Here is a 16,719-nt window from a genome sequence, read left to right on the forward strand (position 1 = left end):
GAGGTAACTATGGCAGAAAACAAAGATGAACAGCTCACCGACGAGGAGCTGGCACAGCTTCAGCTGGCAGAGGAGAACGAGAACGCCGTCGACCGTCTGGTCAAGGAGCTCGGCTGCCCCACGCGCCGCATCCGCCAGTTTGCCGCCCGCGTGCTTCACCTGCTTGCCGAGCGCGATCCGCAGCGCGTCGTGCCCTGCGTGCCCGCGCTAATCGAGGCGCTCGACCGCCCCGAGGCGCAGACCCGCTGGGAGGCCCTCGATGCCCTGACGGCGCTCGCTACCACCTGCCCCGAGCAGCTGGGCGATGCCTTTGAGGGCGCCGAGACTGCACTGTTCGACGAGATCTCCTCCACGCTGCGCTATGCCGCCTTCCGCCTGCTGTGCGTGTGGGGCGCCACGAGTGTCGAGCGTTCGCGCGAGGCTTGGCCGATCCTGGACGAGGCCATCCAGTGCTACCACGGCGACCTCGAGTATCGCGATATGCTCGGTTGCCTGTACGAGTTTAGCCAGGGCGAGATCGACACCGAGGTCGCCGAGAAGCTCGCGCTGCGCCTTAAGTTCGATGCCGAGAACGGCAAGGGCAGCTATCTCAAGGCCCGTTCGAGCGAGATTTGCGAAATGCTTGTTAAACGTTTTGGCCTGGATCTCTCCAAAAAGAAGAAGCGTGCTAGCGTTAAAAAACCTGGCGACGCCGAAGACGAGGAGTAACAGATTATGGCGCACGATGTAGTCCTGATTCCCGGTGACGGTATCGGTCCCGAGATTACGCAGGCCATGCGCCGCGTGGTCGAGGCCACCGGTGTCCAGATCAGTTGGAATGTCCAGGAGGCCGGTGCCGGCGTCATGGACGAGTTTGGCACGCCGCTGCCCCAGCACGTGCTCGATGCGGTCGCCGAGACCAAGGTTGCCATCAAGGGTCCCATCACCACGCCGGTCGGCACAGGTTTCCGCAGCGTCAACGTGGCCCTGCGCAAGCACTTTGACCTGTACGCCTGCGTGCGCCCCTGCCTGTCGCAGCCGGGCGACGGCTCGCGCTTCCGCGACGTCGACCTGGTCATCGTGCGTGAGAACACCGAGGACCTCTACGCCGGGATCGAGTTCGATGAGGGCGCTGCCGAGGTCGAGGAGCTCTCACAGCTTGTCGAGCGCTCGGGCCAGAAGACCTTCGCTGCCGATTCCGCTATCTCGATCAAGCCCATCTCCATCGCCAAGAGCCGCCGCATTGTGGAGTACGCCTTTGAGTACGCCCGCCGCTGCGGCCGCAAAAAGGTGACGGCCGTGCATAAGGCTAACATCATGAAGGCGACCGATGGCCTGTTCCTGCGCGTTGCGCGCGAGGTGGCCGCCAACTATCCCGATATCGAGTTCAACGACAAGATCGTCGACGCCACCTGCATGGGCCTGGTCCAGAATCCCAACGACTTCGATGTTCTGGTGCTGCCCAACCTGTACGGCGACATCGTGAGCGACCTGTGCGCCGGCCTGGTAGGCGGCTTAGGCATGGCCCCCGGCTCCAACATCGGTGCTGACTGCGCCATCTTCGAGGCAACGCACGGCTCCGCGCCCGATATCGCTGGCCAGGATATCGCCAACCCCACGGCCGAGATCCTCTCTGCTGCGATGATGCTCGATCACCTGGGCGAGAACGACGCTGCCAATCGCATTCGCGCCGCCGTCTCTGCCACGCTCGACGAGGGCGAGCAGGTTACCGGTGACGTGCGTCGTGCCCAGACCGGCTCCGTCGAGGGCGCCGTGGGCACGCAGGCCTTTGCCGATGCCGTTATCGCGCACCTGGCCTAAGGTATGCACGCTGCAAACGCCTAAATAGTACTTAAGTGTTTGCGTATAACCTAAGAATCAATACGCCCGGCACTCTGTCGGGCGTATTCTATTGAAGACTATGTTTCCTAACAAGGAGTAACTGATATGGGTCTGATTCAAAAGAAGGACGAGAAGGACGAGATCGACGGCATCCAGATCATCGAGCGCGGCGAAGGCCCCGACGGTGACGAGGACGAGAAGATCGATCTGGTCGCCGGTACGTCTGCCGAGCACATTGCCGCCGGCACGACGGTCGAGGAGGAGGACGCCCGACTGGAGGCTCAGATTGCCGCGGATGCCGCTGACGAGAATCTGATGCCCGAGGAGCAGGACGAGGACGACGACTCCGACGTGGATGACCACACTTGCAAGCACAAGAAGACGATGATTGCCGCCTTTGTGGTTGCAGTCGTGATTGCTGCCGTGATTGGCTTCTTTATTGGCAATGGCGGCTTTGGCGGCAAGGGTGTCGGCTCGTCGACCCTGACCGAGGACCAGCTCGATTCGACCGTGGCAAGCTATAGCTACAACGGCAAGAAGAGTGACATCACCGCGCGCGAGGCCATCGAGAGCCAGTACAGCCTCGACACCGTCAAGGACGACGACGGCAACTATACCGCTCCGTCTGCCGACGTCATCCTGTCCTACGTGCGCAACAAGATCCTGCTCGATGCTGCCGAGGACGAGGGCATCACCGTCTCTTCTAAGGAGATGAAGAAATACGCCGAGGATTCCATCGGCACTTCGGACTACAAGACCATGGCCACGCAGTATGGCGTGTCCAAGGACCAGGCCAAGCAGATCGTCCGCCAGTCCGCGACGCTGCAGAAGCTCTACAAGAAGAAGGTGGGCGATAGCTCCGCAAGCATGCCGACCGCTCCGACCGAGCCTGCTGACGGCAACGAGGAGACCGCGAGCAAGGACTACGCCGACTACATCATCAACCTTGCCGGTGACGAGTGGGATAGCGAGAAGGGCACTTGGAAGGACGCCGACAGCACCTATGCCAAGGCCTTTGCCGACGATGCCTTTACGGCCGATAGTGCGACCTATAAGCAGGCCATGACCGCCTATTACACCGCCTACCAGCAGTATTCTTCGCAGGCCTCGAGCGCCAGCTCCAAGCGGACCGAGTACGCTAACGGCCTGTACGCCAAGGCCAACATCAGCATCTACGGCCTGTTTGCGTAAAGATTTGTCTGAGCCACCGAGCGCGTAGCCGAAATATCTGAATAGCCCGCTAGAACGGATGTTGTTCTAGCGGGCTATTTGCGTTTAGGCGCTGGTGGCTAAATTATGCCTATGAATCTTTAAGTCCAAAAAGGTTATCGGCTTCATCGTCAGGCATATATTCCAGCACATCGCCCGGTTGGCAGTCGAGTGCCCGGCATATCGCATCAAGAGTTGAAAAGCGCACGGCAGAAACCTTGCCCGTCTTGATGCGCGACATATTGACCTGGGAGATGCCCACGCGTTCCGCAAGCTCTTTGGATGAGATCTTGCGTTCGGCAAGCATGCGGTCAAGCCGCAGAATAATCATGGATTCCCCCTAGAGCAACTCGTCATCTTGTTTTTGCAGGATATACCCGTAGCGGAAGATGCTGGCAATCAGGCAAATAATCAGGCCTGCAAAGAGCATGGAGGGCTCGAATAACTGGCCGACGAACGCATCCGTAAAGCTGCCGCCAAATCCTGAGAGTATCATTCCCGTGATTGCGGCACCAAGAAGCCTCACGGCAACGCCGCCGATAAGGAATAAATGTCCTACTCGACGAAGTGTCTGGTTACATTCAAGGTCAAAGGGCCTGCCTTCCTTTTCAATGTTGAAGAAAAGCCTGCGCACGCTTAGCGCGATGGTAAGCGCGAGGCATGTCATCAAGAGGCTCCCTATGGCAGTGTGACCATCGTGTGCGACGAGCATAAGTGGGGTCTGTGCATTGGTACCGACGATGGCAAGGCACGGTCCTTCGCCGGCTTGAAGTTCTACGGATTGGAGACACGACCCTTGGGAGAGGCTAGGCAATATGAGTAGAAGTTCGATTGCAATGACTGCGAGGAGTCCCAGAGCGAGCGCCACGGTGGTGCAGATTGTGGTCCATTTGCAGATGCGAGTGAGCTTCCTCAGATCGGCTATTGCCTGTTCACGGTCGATGGCTTCATTCGATTTGGGTACGTTCCAGCGGATCATAGCTCCTCCAACCAATGTCTTGGATGATACTTGTATTTTATAACATATTTAATGATAAACGATAAATAATTACAGATTAGAGTAAGTAATGTTTGTGAGACGAATAGCGAGAGCTATGGCTCATTTTGGGTGCCGGAGTTTGGTGCGCGGGGGATGAGGACAAATGTCAAAACTTTCCGTGATCGCACAAGTGCTTCATCGGGTTCCCCGATTCATATGGGAAAACAACTGTAAACGATTGCAAGTAACCGGTGAACGGTCGAAAACTACCGTTCACCGATAATCTCAAAACTGGTTCTAACTGGTATTAAGTCAAAAAGACCAATTCACATATCTTCACAATGACCTGCAATTTTTCTACACGCTATTTTTAGCCGCCCTGCGTTGTTTAGGGACAGGAAAAGTTCCGATCTTTTGCCAAAGCATTTCGAAACGGTTTCAAAACCGCAGGTAGAAGTGTTAACGACCGGTAAACGGTCGAAATATCACCGTGAGCGGTGCAAAAACGTTTTACCGTATGAATCAACGAAAGCGACCTCTTCTGGGGTGATATAGTGACAACAACACGTCACGTGGTTACTACCAGTTTAGAAACCACTGGTCTTCAAAGAACGCTTTCTAAGAAGCTTTAAGGGCGAGCGCCCGCTGGCTTCCGAAAATCATCGGACTCAGATTGTACACACCTTCGGAAGGGAAATTTGAATGGTTGGCTTTATTCTTACCGGTCATGGACAGTTCGCACCCGGCCTAGCTAGCGCTATCGCTATGGTTGCCGGCGACCAGCCCGCTTTTACCGTCGTTCCTTTTGAGGGCGACCAGGCTGCTTCCTACGGTGAGGATCTCCGCGCCGCTATTACCGCCATGCGCGAGGAGTGCGATGGCGTGCTTGTCTTTACCGACCTGCTTGGCGGCACCCCGTTCAACCAGTCGATGATGATTGCCCAGGATGTCGACAACGTCGAGGTTCTGACTGGCACCAACCTTCCCATGGTTATTGAGCTTCTGTTCCTCCGCGGCAATGCCACGCTCGCCGAGCTTGGCGAGCAGGCCGTGACCGTTGGCCAGACGGGCGTCACCGCCCAGACGGTCGCATCCGTTGCCGGCTCCGAGGAAGAGGATATCTTCGGCGACGAGGACGGCATCTAATGGCCGATTTCGGAGCCAACGTCCTGAGCTCCTCGGTCGCCCTTTTAGGCCTGCTTGTCATCATGGGCTTGATTTACACCATCTGGTCGCAAATCAACATGAAGAAGAAGCAGAAGTACTTCAAGGAGCTGCACACCGAGCTCAAGCCGGGTCAAGAGGTTCTTTTCGCCGGCGGTATCTACGGAACCGTCAAAGGCATCGAAGGCGAGAAGGTCCAGATCAAAGTCCGATCCGGAGCCGTCGTAGATGTTTCGCGTTACGCGATTCAGGAGATCAAGTAACTGTCGTCAGCAAATAACGAAAGGAAGCTGATCAACATGGCAGAACCCAACATTCTTCTTACCCGCATCGATAACCGACTGGTTCATGGTCAGGTTGCCACCCAGTGGAACTCCACCCTGGGCTCCAACCTCATCCTCGTCGCCAACGACGACGTGGCGTCCAACACCATGCGCCAGAACCTCATGAAGATGGCCGCTCCCGCCGGCGTCGCTACGCGTTTCTTCTCTCTGCAGAAGACCATCGACGTCATTGGCAAGGCGAGCCCGCGCCAGAAGATCTTCATCGTGGCCGAAACACCGGAAGACGTGCTTACGCTCGTCAAGGGCGGTGTGCCTATAAAGAAGGTAAACATCGGCAACATGCACATGTCGGAAGGAAAGCGCCAAGTCGCCACCTCCGTCGCAGTTAACGACGAGGATGTCGCTGCGTTTAAAGAGCTGCAGGAATTGGGGGTGGAGTTGGAGATCAGGCGCGTTCCGAGCACGCCTGTTGAGGACACGAGCAAGCTCTTCTCGTAATCCTCGTGATCCACGTTGTCAGGAGTGAAACCCTGACGTTCTGTACGTGAAATCCAAAGTGCGTACATACATTTTGAAAGGAGGAGCAAGATGGAATACTCGATCATCCAGATCGCTCTGGTCTTCGTCGTCACGTTCATCGCGGCAATCGACCAGTTTGACTTCCTCGAGTCTCTCTATCAGCCCATCGTCACCGGCGCCGTCATCGGTCTTATCCTTGGCGACCTCAACACCGGTCTTCTCGTGGGTGGTACCTATCAGCTCATGACGATCGGCAACATGCCGATCGGAGGCGCTCAGCCGCCTAACGCCGTCATCGGCGGCATCATGGCAGCCATTCTCGCTATCGCCACGGGCCTCGAGCCCAACGCGGCAGTCGGCCTCGCCATTCCGTTCGCTCTGCTTGGCCAGCTTGGCGTTACCCTGGTCTTCACGCTTATGTCCCCGCTTATGTCCACGGCCGATAACATGGCTCACAACGCGGACACCAAGGGCATCGAGCGCCTGAACTACTTCGCCATGGCTCTGCTCGGCCTGATCTTCGCTGTCGTCGTCACCCTGTTCTTCATCGCTGGCGCTACCATCGGTCAGACCATCGCTTCTGCCATCCCGACTTGGCTGCAGACCGGTCTCTCCGCTGCAGGCGGCATGATGCGCTTCGTCGGCTTCGCCGTCCTGCTCAAGGTTATGATGAACCGCGATATGTGGGGCTTCTTCCTCATGGGCTTTGGCCTCGCGCTCATCACCGTTGCCAACGATTCGCTGGCAACCCCTGCTCTGCTCATCCTCGCTCTCATCGGCTTCGGCATCGCTTTCTGGGACTTCCAGCAGCAGACCGAGCTGAAGGGTGCAGCTGTTTCTGACGGAGGTGACTTCGAAGATGGCATCTAATGAGTATGTGATCCCGGAGCACTACGAGGATCTCACTCCTGCTCCGCAGCTCGACCAGAAGACCCTCAACAAGATGGCTTGGCGCTCCTGCTTCCTGCAGGCATCGTTCAACTACGAGCGCATGCAGGCCGCTGGCTGGCTTTACTCCATCATCCCCGGTCTGGAGAAGATCCACACCAACAAGAACGACCTCGCGGCTTCCATGAGCCACAACCTGGAGTTCTTCAACACCCACCCGTTCCTTGTCACCTTTGTTATGGGCATCGTGCTTTCGCTCGAGCAGAACAAGGTTGACATCCCCACGATCCGCGCCGTCCGCGTCGCCGCAATGGGCCCGCTCGGTGGTATCGGTGACGCCCTGTTCTGGCTGACGCTTGTGCCTATCACGGCCGGCATCACCTCTAACATGGCCATCAACGGCAACGCCGCTGCACCGATCATCTTCCTGGTGATCTTCAACGTCGTCCAGTTCGCTCTGCGCTTCTGGCTCATGAACTGGTCCTACAAGCTTGGCACCAGCGCTATTGACGCTCTGACCGCCAACATGCAGGCCTTCACGCGTGCCGCTTCCATCATGGGCGTCTTCGTCGTCGGTTGCCTGGTCGTCACCATGGGTGGCACCCAGATCAACCTCCAGATCCCCAACGGCACCACCCGTGGCCTCTCCGCTACTACCGTGATCGTCTCCGAGAAGGAGGCCGAGAACTTCACCGGTATGGAGGGTATCGATACCGAGACCGCTGAGGCCGGTACCATCGCCATGACCGATGAGGACGGCAACGCCCTCACCGCTTCCGATGCCGACGGCAACGCTGTCGAGTGCGGCGTCACCGATCTGGGCAACGGCATGGAGTCCGTTACCTACGGCACCGTCACCGAGGATCCGGTCAACTTCTCTGTTGCCGACACCCTCAACACCATCGTCCCGAAGCTCGTCCCGCTTATGCTTACGCTGCTGCTTTACTACATGTTCGCTAAGCACAGCTGGACCCCGACCAAGGGCATTCTGCTGCTCTTCGTCCTTGGCATCCTGGGCGCTGGCCCGCTTGGTCTCTGGCCGAGCATCTGGTAAGGCTCTAGCTTGAGGGGTGTGTCCCTACGCGGCTCACACCCCGACCCCTTAAGCCATGTGTATGTTAAAAGCCGCGTGCTCGAAAGAGCGCGCGGCTTTTGTTTTCTTGATGAGTCGGGTGTTGCAGACCGATAATGCTTAACACCCTAGGTAGTTAGCCGAATTCGAGCAAAAGGGAGGATAGGATGGCGATCGGAGCGCGCAAACAGCCCCTTTACGATCAGCTGGTCGATATTCTGACCGAAAAGATTGACCATGAATATCATGCCGGTGACATGATTCCTTCCGAGCGCGAACTTTCGGAGCGCTATGGTCTCTCGCGCACCACAGTACGCCTAGCTCTACAAGAGCTGGAACGCTTGGGACTGGTGGTTCGGCAGCACGGTCGCGGCACCTTTGTGACCGACCGTTCGGCAAAGGCAACCAATCTTACGCAGTCCTACAGCTTTACCGAGCAAATGCGGGCGATGGGTCGCGATCCAGAGACCACGATTCTCGAGTTTTGCGAGATGGAGGCCGATAAGAATCTGGCCGAGCATATGGGGTGTCGCATCGGCGACCGTATCTTTAAGCTCAAGCGCCTTCGTTCCGCCGACAATATGCCCATGATGGTCGAACGTAGCTATCTACCGGTTCGTCAATTTCTGTCCCTAAAGCGACCGCTGCTGGAGCGTAAGCCGCTTTACGATGTGATTGAGCAAGACTTTCAGCAAAAGATACGTGTTGCCGAAGAGGAGTTCTATGCGAGCATAGCCCGTCCCACCGATGCCCACCTTTTGGGAATTGTCGAGGGCTCGCCTGTGCTCGATTTGATCAGAACCACGTATAACGAGTCAAACGAGGTCGTGGAGTATACGCTCTCGGTTGCTCGTGCCGACCAGTTTAAGTACAAGGTTTATCACCAGCGCACCGATTAGTGATGCGCCTGTTTCGTTGTGTTGATTCTTTGCAGTCAACTGGTTACTACCAGATAACCAACCGAAGTGTATAATTGCACGTCAGAGGTTTACTTCTAGAGAGAGGTATTAGAAATGTTCGAGAAGAGTGTCGAGGAGCTCACCGAGCTCGGCGCCCAGATCACCACGGCCGAGATTGCTCAGCAGCCCGAGCTTTGGCGTGATACGCTCAACATCTACCGCGAGAACAAGGAGGCCATCGAGGCCTTTCTGGCCGAGGCTCGCGCTATGGGCGAGGGCCGTCTGTCCGTTGTCTTCACCGGTGCCGGTACGTCCGACTACGTTGGCGATACCTGCGCCCCGTACCTGCGTCACGCCGGCAACACTGATCTCTACGACTTTAAGCCCATCGCTACGACCGACATCGTGAGCGCTCCGCGCGACTTCCTGCGCGCCGAGGATCCCACGCTCGTGGTTTCCTTTGCCCGTTCTGGCAACAGCCCCGAGAGCCTTGCCGCCGTCGCCGTTGCCAAGGAGCTTGTCCACAACGTCAAGTTCCTCAACATCACCTGCGCTCCCGAGGGCAAGCTCGCCGTCGAGTCTGCCGATGATCCTAACGCGCTGACGCTGCTCATTCCGCGCGCCAACGACAAGGGCTTCGCCATGACCGGTTCTTATTCCTGCATGACCCTGCTCTCCACCCTTATTTTCGACACTGCCTCTGACGAGCAGAAGGCCGAGTGGGTCGAGACCATCGCCAAGATGGGCGAGGAGGTTATCGCTCGCGAGTCCGAGGTCGCCGATTACCTGGCTGGCGACTTCAACCGCGTGACCTACTTGGGTTCTGGCTCCTTCGGTGGCCTTGCCCAGGAGAGCCAGCTCAAGATCCTCGAGCTTGCTCACGGTCTGGTCGCTACTTCCTACGACACCTCCATGGGCTATCGTCACGGACCCAAGTCCTTCGTCGACGATAAGACGCTCGTCTTCGTGTTCGTCAACAACGACGCCTACACCCGTCAGTACGACATCGACATCCTCAATGAGATCGGTGGCGACGATATTGCTCAGCACACCGTCGCCGTTCAGCAGGAAGGTGCCACCGTCTATGAGGGTGAGTCCTTCACCTTTAAGGGCTACGAGGCGCTTCCCGAGGGCTACCTTGCTCTGCCGTTCGTGATGTTTGCCCAGGCTATCAGCCTGCTCAACTCCGTGCGCGTGGGCAACACGCCCGATACGCCGAGCCCCACCGGCACGGTCAACCGCGTGGTTAAGGGCGTGACGATTCACCCCTTCACCGCTTAATCGCGTCCCCCTGTAAGGGCGCCCGTCCGCTCATAACGGCGGGCGGGCGCTTTTTGTTTTTACATGGACCGGGTATAAGTATCATCACGGTCAACTGCTTCAAGAAGCAAGGAGTGCATATGAGCACATACGCAATTAAGGCTGACAAGTTCTTCTTGCCGGCAGGCCCGCAGCTGGGCGGCTATCTTATGGTCGAGGATGGCGTCTTTGGCGCCTGGCAGGCCGACGAGCCCTCCTGCGAGATCAAGGACTACACGGGATCGTGGATCGCGCCGGGCATGGTCGACACCCACATCCATGGCTTCTATAACCATTCGACTACCGATAACGACCCCGAGGGTATCGATATCAGCTCGACCGAGCTCGCTCGTCGTGGTACCACCAGCTGGCTGCCCACGACGTTCACCGATGGCGTCGAGCAGATCAAGGATGCCTGCGCCGCCATCGCCCAGGCTGACGAGGGCCGCGGTCCTGACTTCTGCGGTGCTCGCATTCAGGGTATCTACCTGGAGGGCCCCTTCTTTACCATGAAGCACGTGGGCGCGCAGAACCCCGCTTATCTTATCGATCCCTCCGAGGAGGTCTTCGACCAGTGGCAGGAGGCTGCGGGTGGTCGCATCGTTAAGAGCGCCATGGCTGCCGAGCGCGACGGTGCCGCTGCTTATGCGGCTGCTTTGAACGCCAAGGGTGTGGTGACCAGCATCGGTCACTCAGACGCCACCTACGATGAGTGCATCGCCGCCATCAACGCCGGTGCCAGCTGCTTTACGCATACCTATAACGGCCAGCGCGGGCTGCATCACCGTGAGCCCGGTGTCGTGGGTGCCGCCATGTCCACGCCCGAGACCTATGCCGAGATCATCTGTGACGGCAAGCACGTGAACCCTGCCGCCATCAAGGCGCTGCTGCAGGCAAAGGGCTGGCAGCACACGGTGCTCATCACCGACTGCCTTGGCTGCGGCGGCATGCCCGAGGGCAGCTACACCAGCGGCGGCATGGACGTCATCATGAAGGACAACCTGTGCTGGCTCGCCGACGGCAAGAGCATTGCCGGCTCGGTGCTCACGCTTGCCCAGGGCGTCAAGAACATCGTCGACTGGGGCATCGCCAGCGCCGATATCGCCATCCGCATGGCAACCGAGGTGCCGGCACGCTCCGCGCACATCGAGGATAAGTGCGGCAGCATCATGCCGGGTCGCGACGCCGACTTTGTCGTGTTCGACCATGAGCTTACCCTCGTCGAGACGTATGTTGGCGGCCAGAGCGTCGGCAACGCCTTTACTGAGTAACGATAGAAAAAGGCGGCGGGCCCGAATCTGCTCGGACCCGCCGCATGGGTTAAACGCTCAAAAGCACCTTCACAGTTACAGCTTGTTAGCGATCTTCTTTGCCGTGCGCTTAACGCCGGCCACCAGGCCTCCTGCAGGATGCTCCTTCTCGTATGCTAGGCGCTTCTCGCGCTTGGCGTACTCTTCGACGATGATGTCGCCATACTCGTCTTCGATCTTGTCGAAGAAGTCGACGGCGCCCTTAATTTCCTCAGCGGTCGGGTGTCCCTTTTGGACACCGCCGGCGAGTTTGAACGGTCCCCACGTATCAAAGCCTGGGCAGCCGTAGACACCCATAAAGATAGCCTGCCTCATGCGGCAGATGCCATCGATATCCTTGCCGTACCATTTGTTCTTGCCACCGTAGGTCATAAGGCCAAACACCTTGTCCTGCGGCTGCAGCACGTTCGTGAGCACGCGTGCCATGTCCTTGTCGATCTCGGAGTAATAGATGCCCGTGGCGACACCGATCAGATGATATTCGTGCAGGTCGGGGTACTCGTTTTTACCGAGCGCCTTGACGTCGAGGGTATCGATCTCGGGGTGTGCCTCGACGATGGCGTCCACGAGCTTTTTCGTATTGCCGTGATGGCGCGAGGCGTAGAGGATGATGGTTCGCATAAGAAGGCCTTTCAGCTGTAATTGCATCAATGTCTGTATGGTACCCCGTTACATGACTGGGATACCGGACGCATCGATGAACGTGCGGGTTTGTCCTTTGGTTAGGGCCGAGACGGGTACTTGCGAGCAAAAAGCAGTTGTTCGAAAGGATGGGCAATGGAATACGCTCTCTCCAACGATTCGATTTCTATTAAGGTGTCCACGGCTGGTGGTTCGTTTACCTCGATCGAGGCCGGAGGTCGCGAGTATCTGTGGCAGGGCGATCCCGCCGTGTGGTCCGGCCAGGCACCGATTTGCTTCCCGATTTGCGGAGGCTTGCGCGATAACAACGCCATGACGTTTGCCGGGCATCATGTAAAGCTCGCTCGCCATGGGTTTGCGCGCAAACAGGAGTGGAAGCTGCTGAGCCAGAGCGAGAACGAGCTGGCGATGTGCCTGGCTTCGGAGGATAACGCCGCGCTGCTGAGCGATTATCCGTATCCGTTTAAGCTTGTCGCCCGCTATACGCTCGAGGACGCTGCCGTGCGCGTTTCCTACGAGGTCACCAACGAGGGCACCGAGGACATGCCGTTCTTTATTGGCGGTCATCCCGGCTTTAGGTGTCCGCTCGATGAGGGCGAGGCCTATACGGACTACGAGCTGCGCTTTGAGAAGGACGAGGCTGCGGAGCTTTGCACCGCTGTCCCTTCGACTGGCTTGATTGACGTGGCAAACCGCTCCAAGAACCCCATGGTGGGAAAGACGCTGCCTCTGTCACATGAGCTCTTCGATTTTGCGGAGACCATCTTTGACGTGCTCGAGAGCCGTCAGGTCACGCTTTCCAAAAAGGGCGAGGACAAGGGCGTCCGCCTGAGCTTTGAGGGCTTCCCATATCTCATTGTGTGGAGCAAGCCCGAGGGCGATTTTGTGGCGGTTGAGCCTTGGGGCGGTCTTTCGACCTGTTCCGATGAGGACGATGTGCTTGAGCATAAGCGCGGCTGCCTTGTCGCCAAGCCCAAGGAGACCGTCGTTCGCTCGTTCACGATTGAGATTCTGTAATTCCGTTTTGTCGACTCGTATCGCGAGGCACAAGGAGCCTGCGAGATAAGGAGCTAAAAATGATCCTCACCGTTACGATGAACCCGTCTGTCGATACGCGCTATCAGCTCGATGAGCTCGTCATCGACGACGTCAACCGTGTGACGCCCGAAAAGACCGCCGGCGGCAAGGGCCTTAACGTAGCCCGCGTCCTTGGTCAGTTGGGCGACGATGTTGTGGCAACCGGCCTGCTTGGTGGCCATATGGGCGCCTATATGGCCGAGCTCATGGACGCCAACGGTATTAACAACGACTTTGTGCCCATCAAGGGCGAGACCCGCATCTGCCTCAATATCCTTCATGCCGGCAACCAGACCGAGCTGCTCGAGAGCGGCCCGACAATTGCCCCTGAGGAGCTCGATGCCTTTACCGCCAAGTTTACCGAGCTTGCGAGCAAGGCCGACGTCGTCACCATCTCGGGTTCGCTGCCCCGCGGTGTCGAGGCAGACTACTATGCCAAGATCACGGGCATTGCCGAGAACGCCGGCGCCAAGGTGCTGCTCGATACCTCGGGTGCTTCGCTCGAGGCGGCGCTCAAGTCCGAGGTCAAGCCTGAGCTTGTCAAGCCTAACCTGACCGAGATCAACGGCCTTCTGGGCACGAGCTTTACCACCGACGATGTGGACGAGCTCCGCGCCGCGCTCGCCTCTGATGCCCGCTTCTCCGATATCCCCTGGGTCGTCGTGTCCATGGGTGCCGCCGGCTCCGTGGGCTTCCATAACGGCCGTGCGTTCCGCGCAAAGACGCCCGATATCCCTGCCGTTAACGCCACGGGCTCTGGTGACTCCACTATCGCAGGCTTCGCGCATGCCATCGCTGCTGGCGCAGACGACGAGACGGTGCTGCGTACCGCCAATACCTGCGGCAAGCTCAACGCCATGGATCCCATGACCGGCCATCTGGTCATGGACCGTTGGGACGAGGTCTACAACGGCGTTGTCGTGACCGAGCTGTAAGAGCTTGGGTGACGGCCCCGGCATCGCTTGCTAGCTCATGTCGACGACAAGTGCGGTAGCATTATGCCGGGGCGCGACGCCGAGTTTGTCGTGTTCAATCCCGACCTTACCCTGGTCGAGGCGTATGTGGGTGGCAACAGCGTCGGTAACGCGTTTGCCGAGTAGCCGCCAAAGAAGCGATCCGAAAGGGGATTTAGATGATTTACGGTGCATTGGGCGATATCGAGGAGTATCGCGGAATGCTCAAGGGCCTCGACGTGCTGATCGACTGGCTCGAGGAGAACGACCCGGCGCAGCTCGAGGTCGGCAGCCATCCGATTCTGGGCGACAAGGTCTATGCGAACGTCATGGCTCCCACGACGCGTCCCGAGGCCGAGGCTCACTATGAGACGCATCAGCGCTATCACGACCTGCAGATCGATGTCGAGGGTCGCGAGGCCTTTAAGGTTGCCACGGGCAGCCTGACGTTGGTTCAGGAGTTTGACGAGAAGGACGACTACGATCTGGTCGATTCCGACGCTTCGATCGCCGGCGATCTTGCCGACGACAAGTTCGCGCTGTTTGTTGCCGGCGAGCCTCACATGCCCACGCTCGAGTTCCCGGGCGATGGCGCACAGCCGGTCAAGAAGATCTGCTTTAAGCTGCTTGCAGATGCTTACTGGGAAGAGTAACGAACTGCTCGGCTGAGCTGTTCGCCTGATGGCGTGATTTCCCTAGGGGAATCACGCCACGACCCCGTCAAGCGTGTTTTCCCTAGGGGAATCACGTCTGGCGGGGTTTTCTGTTTTTGAATAGGGGAGATGTTTATTTGCGAAGAACATCGGCTAGCCGCAGGATTGAAATCATCGACCGATAAGTGAGTTCCACCTTTTCGCCCGCAAGCAGTCGTTTCGATTGAATCTCATCCAGCCCCACAAGCCGAGAGAACAACGAACTGCTCATCGTGCCCTTGTCAATTGATTCCCTTATGGTCTTCAAAACGTCCGTATCATGAAGCGATGCCGAGCTGTAGGGGGCAACACGAGCGGAACTCTCAATTAACGACGAGACAAAAGGATGGAGATGCTTTGGACATAGTCCATCAAACACAACATCCCCATTGTCGTTCGAGCCGACCAGGCGCCAAGTATAATGATCGACCCAGTCATCTCCGTCATATATGGCGTCCATGAGCAACTTCCCGTCTAGAGAGAGAAATCTATTTGGACTTCGGGGCGCAAGACCGCAATCCATATCGGGCCTGCAGCAGCTCCAACCCAACGCACCACAAAGGTTCCCTTTCGTACATGTGTATCAATCTGCCCCGAAATGCCGGTGAATGCAATTCCAGACCCGTTTGTCGGATAGCAATCGACGTATTTTTGTTTTCCGCTCACAACCTTGTATAGATATATCGTTCCAGCAAAAGAGAAGGTATCGTGGCTATTTTAAATCTATATGGCCAATTCGAGCCCTCACCATGGCAATTGTTGCTGCTGGGTTTCTTTTCATTAAAATTTCACTTTGGTAAATCCCCGCCCCCTAAGCATTAAATCCGAAGTCCACCGAGTGGGCGAATCGGCAACAAAAAAGCCGCCCGAAGGCGGCTATCTTGTGCAATGGAGCCAGCGACCGGGCTCGAACCGGTGACCCCCGCTTTACGAGAGCGGTGCTCTACCAACTGAGCTACGCTGGCGACCATGTGGTGACGCAACTGAGGCGTCAACGGCTGTCTATGATACGGGACATCGCACATCCACGCAAGGGTTCTGACGGCTTTTCTCACTTTAAATGCACTAATATTGGAGACGTGATGTCTTGCTCTTACGGGTCTCAAAGAGAATGGGACTGCCATGGCTCAACCCAAGATCCTTCTCACGCGTATCGATGACCGGTTTATTTACGGGCAAGACGTTGAGCTGTGGAACGAGGCTATGGGTTCCAACCTCGTCCTAATCGTCAACGACGAGATTGCGGCGGATTCGCGCATGTGGGCGCCTATGAGGGTCGCGGCGCCCGAGGGCGTGTGGACGCGGTTTTTCTCGGTACAAAGGACCGTCGACATCATTCATACCGCAACGCCGCGGCAGTTGATTCTGATTGTGGTGGCATCACCCGCGGATGCGCTCGCGCTGGTCAAGGGCGGTGTGCCCATTACCAAGATCAGTATCGGTCACATGCAAGCAGGGGAGGGCAAGCGTCCCGCGACGCCCACAGTTGCCGTAGACGACACAGACGTCGCCGCCTTCAAAGAGCTGCAAGAACTCGGCATAGAGCTAGAAATCCGCTCCCTCCCCAGCTCCAATCCCGACCCCATTCAACTAGTCGTTGGGGACACCCTTGGCACTTGGGGACTGTCCTTTTAATATGAGCAGGACATTGTCAAGAGGCAAAATCGGGCCTGGCCCCAACGATGTGGGGTCAGGCCCCCTCCCTATATCAGCCCGTCCGCGGCGACCTCGGCGTGTCTTACCGACGCTCGTCTTTGCAGTTTAATATCCGCCCGCGGCGATCTCTCGCCGGGCAATCCGTTGCTACGGCTGAGGCTTCTTCGTCGAACCGACAGTCTGTGCACGCGTGTGGCGCCCCGGGCGCTCGCAGAAAAGGGACCTGAGGTTCGCCTCAACGGCTTCGGATACAAC

At 57.7% G+C, this 16,719-nt stretch carries 19 protein-coding genes and 1 tRNA gene; 15 read left to right on the top strand and 5 right to left on the bottom strand.

Annotated features, from left to right (window positions below):
- The first annotated feature begins 9 nt into the window (after positions 1–9).
- The 3 genes from AAAX77_RS02665 (at position 10) to AAAX77_RS02675 (ending at position 3,012) form a co-directional block, all read left to right on the top strand.
- A complete protein-coding gene (locus AAAX77_RS02665) occupies positions 10–708 on the top strand; it encodes a hypothetical protein (protein ID WP_349104676.1) in 699 nt (232 codons plus the stop codon).
- A gap of 6 nt (positions 709–714) precedes the next feature.
- Positions 715–1,800 (top strand): isocitrate/isopropylmalate family dehydrogenase, encoded by a 1,086-nt coding sequence (locus AAAX77_RS02670; RefSeq protein WP_349104677.1) that lies wholly within the window; start codon positions 715–717, stop codon positions 1,798–1,800.
- A 126-nt stretch (positions 1,801–1,926) separates the two neighbouring features.
- A complete protein-coding gene (locus tag AAAX77_RS02675; protein ID WP_349104678.1) occupies positions 1,927–3,012 on the top strand; it encodes a hypothetical protein in 1,086 nt (361 codons plus the stop codon).
- 109 nt (positions 3,013–3,121) lie between these two features.
- Here AAAX77_RS02675 and AAAX77_RS02680 read toward each other — a convergent pair whose 3' ends face one another.
- Both AAAX77_RS02680 and AAAX77_RS02685 read right to left on the bottom strand, forming a co-directional pair.
- Entirely contained in the window at positions 3,122–3,337 is a 216-nt protein-coding gene (locus AAAX77_RS02680) for a helix-turn-helix transcriptional regulator (RefSeq protein ID WP_255413417.1), read from the bottom strand.
- Positions 3,338–3,370: 33 nt separating this feature from the next.
- Entirely contained in the window at positions 3,371–4,009 is a 639-nt protein-coding gene (locus AAAX77_RS02685) for a hypothetical protein (protein WP_349104679.1), read from the bottom strand.
- 702 nt (positions 4,010–4,711) lie between these two features.
- Here AAAX77_RS02685 and AAAX77_RS02690 point away from each other — a divergent pair.
- The 8 genes from AAAX77_RS02690 to nagA all read left to right on the top strand — a co-directional run bounded on the left by AAAX77_RS02690 (position 4,712) and on the right by nagA (position 11,405).
- A complete protein-coding gene (locus tag AAAX77_RS02690) occupies positions 4,712–5,155 on the top strand; it encodes a PTS sugar transporter subunit IIA (protein WP_035137680.1) in 444 nt (147 codons plus the stop codon).
- A complete protein-coding gene (gene yajC, locus AAAX77_RS02695) occupies positions 5,155–5,436 on the top strand; it encodes a preprotein translocase subunit YajC (RefSeq protein WP_022094612.1) in 282 nt (93 codons plus the stop codon). Before AAAX77_RS02690 ends, yajC begins: the two co-directional genes overlap by 1 nt.
- Positions 5,437–5,472: 36 nt before the next feature.
- Positions 5,473–5,955, top strand: coding sequence for a PTS N-acetylgalactosamine transporter subunit IIB (agaV, locus tag AAAX77_RS02700; RefSeq protein ID WP_022094611.1), 483 nt, complete (start codon positions 5,473–5,475; stop codon positions 5,953–5,955).
- A gap of 90 nt (positions 5,956–6,045) precedes the next feature.
- Positions 6,046–6,846 (top strand): PTS sugar transporter subunit IIC, encoded by an 801-nt coding sequence (locus AAAX77_RS02705; protein WP_022094610.1) that lies wholly within the window; start codon positions 6,046–6,048, stop codon positions 6,844–6,846.
- Entirely contained in the window at positions 6,836–7,918 is a 1,083-nt protein-coding gene (locus AAAX77_RS02710) for a PTS system mannose/fructose/sorbose family transporter subunit IID (protein ID WP_022094609.1), read from the top strand. Before AAAX77_RS02705 ends, AAAX77_RS02710 begins: the two co-directional genes overlap by 11 nt.
- A 185-nt stretch (positions 7,919–8,103) precedes the next feature.
- Positions 8,104–8,835, top strand: coding sequence for a GntR family transcriptional regulator (locus tag AAAX77_RS02715; protein ID WP_349104681.1), 732 nt, complete (start codon positions 8,104–8,106; stop codon positions 8,833–8,835).
- Positions 8,836–8,949: 114 nt separating this feature from the next.
- Entirely contained in the window at positions 8,950–10,116 is a 1,167-nt protein-coding gene (gene agaS / locus AAAX77_RS02720; protein WP_349104683.1) for a tagatose-6-phosphate ketose isomerase, read from the top strand.
- A 119-nt stretch (positions 10,117–10,235) separates the two neighbouring features.
- Positions 10,236–11,405, top strand: coding sequence for an N-acetylglucosamine-6-phosphate deacetylase (nagA, locus tag AAAX77_RS02725; protein WP_022094606.1), 1,170 nt, complete (start codon positions 10,236–10,238; stop codon positions 11,403–11,405).
- Positions 11,406–11,480: 75 nt separating this feature from the next.
- Here nagA and AAAX77_RS02730 read toward each other — a convergent pair whose 3' ends face one another.
- A complete protein-coding gene (locus tag AAAX77_RS02730; RefSeq protein WP_055310431.1) occupies positions 11,481–12,065 on the bottom strand; it encodes a flavodoxin domain-containing protein in 585 nt (194 codons plus the stop codon).
- Positions 12,066–12,221: 156 nt separating this feature from the next.
- Between AAAX77_RS02730 and AAAX77_RS02735 the strand changes: the two genes are divergently transcribed.
- The 3 genes from AAAX77_RS02735 (at position 12,222) to AAAX77_RS02745 (ending at position 14,769) form a co-directional block, all read left to right on the top strand.
- A complete protein-coding gene (locus AAAX77_RS02735; protein WP_055310432.1) occupies positions 12,222–13,103 on the top strand; it encodes an aldose 1-epimerase family protein in 882 nt (293 codons plus the stop codon).
- A 59-nt stretch (positions 13,104–13,162) separates the two neighbouring features.
- Positions 13,163–14,098 carry a hexose kinase gene (locus AAAX77_RS02740; protein WP_349104685.1) on the top strand — a complete coding sequence of 312 codons (936 nt, stop codon included), beginning with the start codon at positions 13,163–13,165 and terminating at the stop codon, positions 14,096–14,098.
- 197 nt (positions 14,099–14,295) lie between these two features.
- Positions 14,296–14,769 (top strand): YhcH/YjgK/YiaL family protein, encoded by a 474-nt coding sequence (locus tag AAAX77_RS02745; protein ID WP_117743267.1) that lies wholly within the window; start codon positions 14,296–14,298, stop codon positions 14,767–14,769.
- 133 nt (positions 14,770–14,902) lie between these two features.
- Here AAAX77_RS02745 and AAAX77_RS02750 read toward each other — a convergent pair whose 3' ends face one another.
- Positions 14,903–15,268 carry a hypothetical protein gene (locus AAAX77_RS02750; RefSeq protein ID WP_349104686.1) on the bottom strand — a complete coding sequence of 122 codons (366 nt, stop codon included), beginning with the start codon at positions 15,266–15,268 and terminating at the stop codon, positions 14,903–14,905.
- 429 nt (positions 15,269–15,697) lie between these two features.
- A tRNA-Thr gene (locus AAAX77_RS02755) sits at positions 15,698–15,773 on the bottom strand.
- A gap of 157 nt (positions 15,774–15,930) precedes the next feature.
- Here AAAX77_RS02755 and AAAX77_RS02760 point away from each other — a divergent pair.
- Positions 15,931–16,443 carry a PTS sugar transporter subunit IIB gene (locus AAAX77_RS02760; RefSeq protein WP_349104688.1) on the top strand — a complete coding sequence of 171 codons (513 nt, stop codon included), beginning with the start codon at positions 15,931–15,933 and terminating at the stop codon, positions 16,441–16,443.
- The last annotated feature ends 276 nt before the right edge of the window (positions 16,444–16,719 follow it).

Source organism: Collinsella sp. CLA-ER-H6 (assembly GCF_040092305.1).
Lineage (GTDB): Bacteria > Actinomycetota > Coriobacteriia > Coriobacteriales > Coriobacteriaceae > Collinsella.

Excerpts from the sequence above, each read along its gene's own strand:
- AAAX77_RS02665 (WP_349104676.1), top strand. The coding sequence starts at position 10 with ATGGCAGAAAACAAAGATGAACAGCTCACCGACGAGGAGCTGGCACAG.
- AAAX77_RS02670 (WP_349104677.1), top strand. The coding sequence starts at position 715 with ATGGCGCACGATGTAGTCCTGATTCCCGGTGACGGTATCGGTCCCGAG.
- AAAX77_RS02675 (WP_349104678.1), top strand. The coding sequence starts at position 1,927 with ATGGGTCTGATTCAAAAGAAGGACGAGAAGGACGAGATCGACGGCATC.
- AAAX77_RS02680 (WP_255413417.1), bottom strand. The coding sequence starts at position 3,337 with ATGCTTGCCGAACGCAAGATCTCATCCAAAGAGCTTGCGGAACGCGTG.
- AAAX77_RS02685 (WP_349104679.1), bottom strand. The coding sequence starts at position 4,009 with ATGATCCGCTGGAACGTACCCAAATCGAATGAAGCCATCGACCGTGAA.
- AAAX77_RS02690 (WP_035137680.1), top strand. The coding sequence starts at position 4,712 with ATGGTTGGCTTTATTCTTACCGGTCATGGACAGTTCGCACCCGGCCTA.
- yajC (WP_022094612.1), top strand. The coding sequence starts at position 5,155 with ATGGCCGATTTCGGAGCCAACGTCCTGAGCTCCTCGGTCGCCCTTTTA.
- agaV (WP_022094611.1), top strand. The coding sequence starts at position 5,473 with ATGGCAGAACCCAACATTCTTCTTACCCGCATCGATAACCGACTGGTT.
- AAAX77_RS02705 (WP_022094610.1), top strand. The coding sequence starts at position 6,046 with ATGGAATACTCGATCATCCAGATCGCTCTGGTCTTCGTCGTCACGTTC.
- AAAX77_RS02710 (WP_022094609.1), top strand. The coding sequence starts at position 6,836 with ATGGCATCTAATGAGTATGTGATCCCGGAGCACTACGAGGATCTCACT.
- AAAX77_RS02715 (WP_349104681.1), top strand. The coding sequence starts at position 8,104 with ATGGCGATCGGAGCGCGCAAACAGCCCCTTTACGATCAGCTGGTCGAT.
- agaS (WP_349104683.1), top strand. The coding sequence starts at position 8,950 with ATGTTCGAGAAGAGTGTCGAGGAGCTCACCGAGCTCGGCGCCCAGATC.
- nagA (WP_022094606.1), top strand. The coding sequence starts at position 10,236 with ATGAGCACATACGCAATTAAGGCTGACAAGTTCTTCTTGCCGGCAGGC.
- AAAX77_RS02730 (WP_055310431.1), bottom strand. The coding sequence starts at position 12,065 with ATGCGAACCATCATCCTCTACGCCTCGCGCCATCACGGCAATACGAAA.
- AAAX77_RS02735 (WP_055310432.1), top strand. The coding sequence starts at position 12,222 with ATGGAATACGCTCTCTCCAACGATTCGATTTCTATTAAGGTGTCCACG.
- AAAX77_RS02740 (WP_349104685.1), top strand. The coding sequence starts at position 13,163 with ATGATCCTCACCGTTACGATGAACCCGTCTGTCGATACGCGCTATCAG.
- AAAX77_RS02745 (WP_117743267.1), top strand. The coding sequence starts at position 14,296 with ATGATTTACGGTGCATTGGGCGATATCGAGGAGTATCGCGGAATGCTC.
- AAAX77_RS02750 (WP_349104686.1), bottom strand. The coding sequence starts at position 15,268 with ATGGACGCCATATATGACGGAGATGACTGGGTCGATCATTATACTTGG.
- AAAX77_RS02760 (WP_349104688.1), top strand. The coding sequence starts at position 15,931 with ATGGCTCAACCCAAGATCCTTCTCACGCGTATCGATGACCGGTTTATT.